The sequence below is a fragment of the Telluria sp. ZT3P39 genome (assembly GCF_059685935.1).
On sequence record NZ_JCASIH010000055.1, the window covers coordinates 1 to 4,287 of the forward strand.

At 64.2% G+C, this 4,287-nt stretch carries 3 protein-coding genes, 1 rRNA gene and 1 riboswitch; of the genes, 2 read left to right on the forward strand and 2 right to left on the reverse strand.

The window, feature by feature from the left end; all coding sequences use genetic code 11:
- Positions 1–149: 149 nt before the first annotated feature.
- Positions 150–262 (forward strand): 5S ribosomal RNA (gene rrf / locus AC56LR_RS21550).
- A gap of 186 nt (positions 263–448) precedes the next feature.
- Complete coding sequence (locus tag AC56LR_RS21555) at positions 449–1,756, forward strand: metallophosphoesterase (RefSeq protein WP_497133518.1); 1,308 nt, start codon at positions 449–451, stop codon at positions 1,754–1,756.
- 95 nt (positions 1,757–1,851) lie between these two features.
- Here AC56LR_RS21555 and AC56LR_RS21560 read toward each other — a convergent pair whose 3' ends face one another.
- Together AC56LR_RS21560 and AC56LR_RS21565 are read right to left on the reverse strand one after the other, a co-directional pair.
- Positions 1,852–2,625 carry an ABC transporter ATP-binding protein gene (locus AC56LR_RS21560; RefSeq protein WP_497133520.1) on the reverse strand — a complete coding sequence of 258 codons (774 nt, stop codon included), beginning with the start codon at positions 2,623–2,625 and terminating at the stop codon, positions 1,852–1,854.
- Position 2,626: 1 nt separating this feature from the next.
- Positions 2,627–3,646 (reverse strand): FecCD family ABC transporter permease, encoded by a 1,020-nt coding sequence (locus AC56LR_RS21565; RefSeq protein ID WP_497133522.1) that lies wholly within the window; start codon positions 3,644–3,646, stop codon positions 2,627–2,629.
- 89 nt (positions 3,647–3,735) lie between these two features.
- A riboswitch (cobalamin riboswitch) is annotated at positions 3,736–3,958 on the reverse strand.
- Positions 3,959–4,287 lie beyond the last annotated feature (329 nt).

Consider the following 4,287-nt stretch of genomic DNA (forward strand, 5'->3'; position numbering starts at 1 on the left):
CCCGTACGGCTTGTCCCTATAACCTTGGTAGGCTATAGACAAGTCAGGAATACAGCTGCAAGTTTGTTGATACAGCTACCCATATAAAACTACTTCTTCCAGATTCAGAGTTCTTTTACCAAACGGTAAAAGACTCGTACAAGTCAAAGCCTGATGACCATAGCAAGTCGGCCCCACCCCTTCCCATCCCGAACAGGACCGTGAAACGACTTTGCGCCGATGATAGTGCTGCAACCAGTGTGAAAGTAGGTTATCGTCAGGCTAGTTATAAGCAAAACCCCACCAGGTGATCCTGGTGGGGTTTTTTGCGTTTGGATTTCCTGTTTTGCGGCGCCTGGATCCTCATCCGTATGCCGGGGCAATAGAATCGCCAGATCCCACCGATATTTACGCACCCGCGCGTTAAGCCCCGCTAAACTCCTTGTTTTATTGCCCAGGCAAACCAACAATGAAGAAGACGCGCGCTTACCTGATCCGCGGGATCGCCATCGCTGCCTCGCTGTCTGTCGTCCTGGTAGTCACCGCGCTAGCGAATGCGCGCATCGAACTCACCCAAGCCGGCGTCCATCAACGTCTTCATGTACCACTCGGCATCGCGAGCGCGGGCATTCATAGTTATGCGGGCACGGGCGACGACGTCAAGATGCCTGGCTTCCTCGACGGCCCCGTTGTCAGGAACAAGGCGGACGGCAGCTGGAGCGCCACCTGGTACTGCGAAGACAAGGTGCAGCACCTGGCCGGCACGAGCGCCGAGCTGTCGATCGATTGCGGCGGCCGGCGCCGGCTGTTCCCCGTCTCGCGCACCCCGACCATACCCAGCGCGGTGTTCGACACGCCCGAGGACACGCTGATCCTCAGTGATATCGAAGGCAACGCGCGCTTCCTCGACGTGGCGCTTGCATCGCTCAAGGTCACTGATGCCGATGGCAACTGGCAGTATGGCCGTCATCACCTGGTCATCGCCGGCGATGCGGTCGACCGCGGCCGCGACGTGTTCGCCGTGTTGTGGCGGTTGTATGCGCTGAGCCTGCAGGCCCAGGACGCCGGCGGCGCCGTGCATGTCCTGCTCGGAAATCATGAGCAATATCTGCTGCGCGGGAATATCTCGAGGGCCAACCACGACCACCTGTATGCACTCGTGCGTATGGGGGGCCAGGCCAATGCGTTTGCTCCCGATACGCTGATCGGCCACTGGCTACGCCAGCAGCCGGTCATCATCAAGAGCGGGCAGACCGTGATTACCCATGGAGGAGTGAGCCCGGCGGTCGCCGATGCCGGCCTCACCGTCGGTAACCTGAACAGCGCAATGCGCCGCTACTGGTCGGGCGACATGCCGGGCAAACGTGAACTCGATGCGGTGGTGGGCCCGGCCGGCGTGACGCAATACCGGGGTTACCTCATGGATGGCGAGGATCGCTATGCGGTGGCGAGCACCAGCCAGGTCGGCGAAGTCCTCGCGCACTTCGGCGCCCGCAGGATCGTCGTCGGGCATACCCTGGTGGACGGTGTCACTGCCCTTCACCAGGGCAAGGTATGGGCCGTCGACGTCAACACGAATACCGCGCGGCCTGAAGCCCTCTTGATCCGCAACGGCGAGCCGGTGATTGTGCCGACAGGCGTCGCCAGGCAGCTCGACGAGGCCACAGGGCCTCGCCTGACCCGTCCTTTCAGCCTGTTCGCAAGCGCCGACATGGCCATGCTGAAGGGTTTGATCGCCTCGAACTACGCGCTGTCGCGCATCCCGGTTCCGTATTGAGTGCCTTGCCCTGACCCGAGGCCATCGCCGCCACCAGGACGGCGCGGGCGCCTGCATCCCTGTTCATCATGCCTCCCTTATTGCCTGCGGGCGTGTCATGCGCTTGCTTCGATCGGGATAAAGATGCGGCGCCCGCCGTGCTCGAGCATCTCGATCGGGTGGCCCAGGTAGTCCCCCAGCAGCGCAGGCTGCATGGTCTGCGCCACCGGGCCGGCCTGCCAGCCGCCGTCGCCCTTCAAGAGTAGCGCATGGGTGGAAATCCGGTAGGCCAGGTTCAGGTCGTGGCCGATCATGATCACGGTCTTGCCCTGCTCGCGGCACAGGCGCGCCAGCAGGCCCATGACGCCAACCTGATGCGCCAGGTCGAGCGCATTGGCCGGCTCGTCCAGCAGCAGCAGCGGCGTTTCCTGCGCCAGCAGCGCGGCAATCGCCACCCGTTGCCGCTCCCCGCCGGACAGGGTACGCACATCGCGCCCCGCCAGGTCCGCCACTTCCATCTGTGCCAGGGCGCGGATGGCGGCCTGGTGGTCGTCGCTGCCCTCCCAAAAACGGTTGCCGTGATAGGGGTGGCGCGCCGACAGCACAGTCTCGATCACGCTGTACGCAAAGGCGTCGTGGCGCGACTGCGCAAGAAAGGCGCGCTCGCGCGCCAGGTCCTCCGGCGCCCAGCGCTCCAGCGGACGCCCCCGCACCAGCACGGCGCCGGCGCTCGGCGGGTGCAGGCCGGCGAGCGTGCGCAGCAGGGTGCTCTTGCCGGCGCCATTGCGGCCGATGATGCTCCAGCATTCGCCGGGGAGGGCTGCCCAGTCGAGCCGGCGGACCAGGCTGCGGCCGGCGACCTGCAGGTCGAGGTGGTCGGTCTGGATCATCTTATCTCCGCAGGCGATGCAGCTGGTAGAGGAAGACCGGCGCGCCGATGATCGCGGTAATCGCCCCCACCGGCAGCTGCTGCGGCGCGATGACGGTGCGCGCGAGCGTATCGCAGACCACCAGGAAGCTGCCGCCGGCCAGCACTGCCGCCGGCACCAGCACGCGGTGGTCGGGCCCGAAGGCGTAGCGGCAGGCATGCGGGACGATCAGCCCGACGAAGCCGATCGAGCCGGCACTGGTGACGGCGCTCGCCGTGAGCACACCCGACACGAGAAACAGGCCCTTGCGCAGCCGGCCGACGCGGATGCCGAGCGTCGCGGCGCTTTCCGCATGGAGCGCGACCACGTTCATGGCGCGCGCACTGCGCAGCGCATACAGCAGCGCCGCACCGAGCACCAGCCACGAGGCCAGGCGCACCGGTGCGCCGGACAAATCGCCGATCATCCAGAACACCATGTTGCGCAGGCGGCCCTCCGGCGCGAGCGAGAGCATCAGCGTCACCAGGGCCATGCAGGCGGACGACAGGATCACGCCGGTCAGCAGCAGCGTGGAAGTGCCGCCTTCCGCAGCCAGTCCGCTGCGCAGGTCGCGCCGCGCCAGCATATAGAGCAGCATCGACACGGCGACCGCGCCGCCAAGCGCGGCCAGATCGACCATCATTGCCGCGGTCATGAGCAGCAGCGCAAGCAGTGCGCCCACCGAAGCGCCGGCCGAGATGCCGAGCACATAGGGGTCGGCCAGCGGGTTGCGCAGCAGCGCCTGCATCATCACGCCCGCCAGAGCAAGGGCACCGCCGGTGACGAAGGCCGTGAGCGCACGGCCGGCGCGCAGCTCGAGCAGCGAAGCGGCCAGCGAGCTCCCGCCGCGTGCAAGCTGACGCACGGCGTCCGGCAGCTCGGCGGCTGGAATGGCAATGGATCCCGTCATGCCCGCGAATAGCAGGCTCGCAAGGGCGCACAGCAACAGCATGCCGATGACGAGCATGGCGTGCCGGCGTTGCGGGCGAACTGGATGGTGCATGCGTTTCCTGGTCGGGTGCGCGGCTGTGACGCGCAATGACAACCGGCCGACGTCCCCGTAGGCCAGATTGAACCGAAGCGCACGGTACGCGCGCTTCTACCTTTTTGGCCGGTATCCGGGCTGGCAAGTAGGGCGGTCCAACCTTCCCATGCGAGTCGCACAGTGGTCATGGAAGACGGCTCGCCGCATTGCTGCGGCACTTGCTTACCGTTGCGGGGGCAGCACGCGTTGGCCTTCATTGGAAGGTTCCGCGTTTCCCGTTTAACTGCGCCCATGAGTACGGGCGCGTGCACCAAAACCCCATCATTATACGGTGTCGTTGTCGATGCTCTGCCGTATAGCATACGAAGCTATTCCCCAAAACCAAGACAAAAAAAATCGCATACTTCGATTGCGGGCCATTGTCAGCCCCGTGATCATTTGCTATAGTTCTGCTCCTCCGACGCACACGCAGCTTCACGGCAGCGATAGCGAAGGAAACGAAGGGGTTGACGAGTTAGGCGAAACACTGCATACTCTCGCTTCTCTGCTGCTGACGAACACAACGCTTCGACAGAACACAGCAAGGCAGCACCGAATACAGTTCTTTAACAATTTACAGTCGATAAGTGTGGGCGTTTGATGAAGGTGCCAAGGACTTC

Excerpts from the sequence above, each read along its gene's own strand:
- AC56LR_RS21555 (WP_497133518.1), top strand. The coding sequence starts at position 449 with ATGAAGAAGACGCGCGCTTACCTGATCCGCGGGATCGCCATCGCTGCC.
- AC56LR_RS21560 (WP_497133520.1), bottom strand. The coding sequence starts at position 2,625 with ATGATCCAGACCGACCACCTCGACCTGCAGGTCGCCGGCCGCAGCCTG.
- AC56LR_RS21565 (WP_497133522.1), bottom strand. The coding sequence starts at position 3,646 with ATGCACCATCCAGTTCGCCCGCAACGCCGGCACGCCATGCTCGTCATC.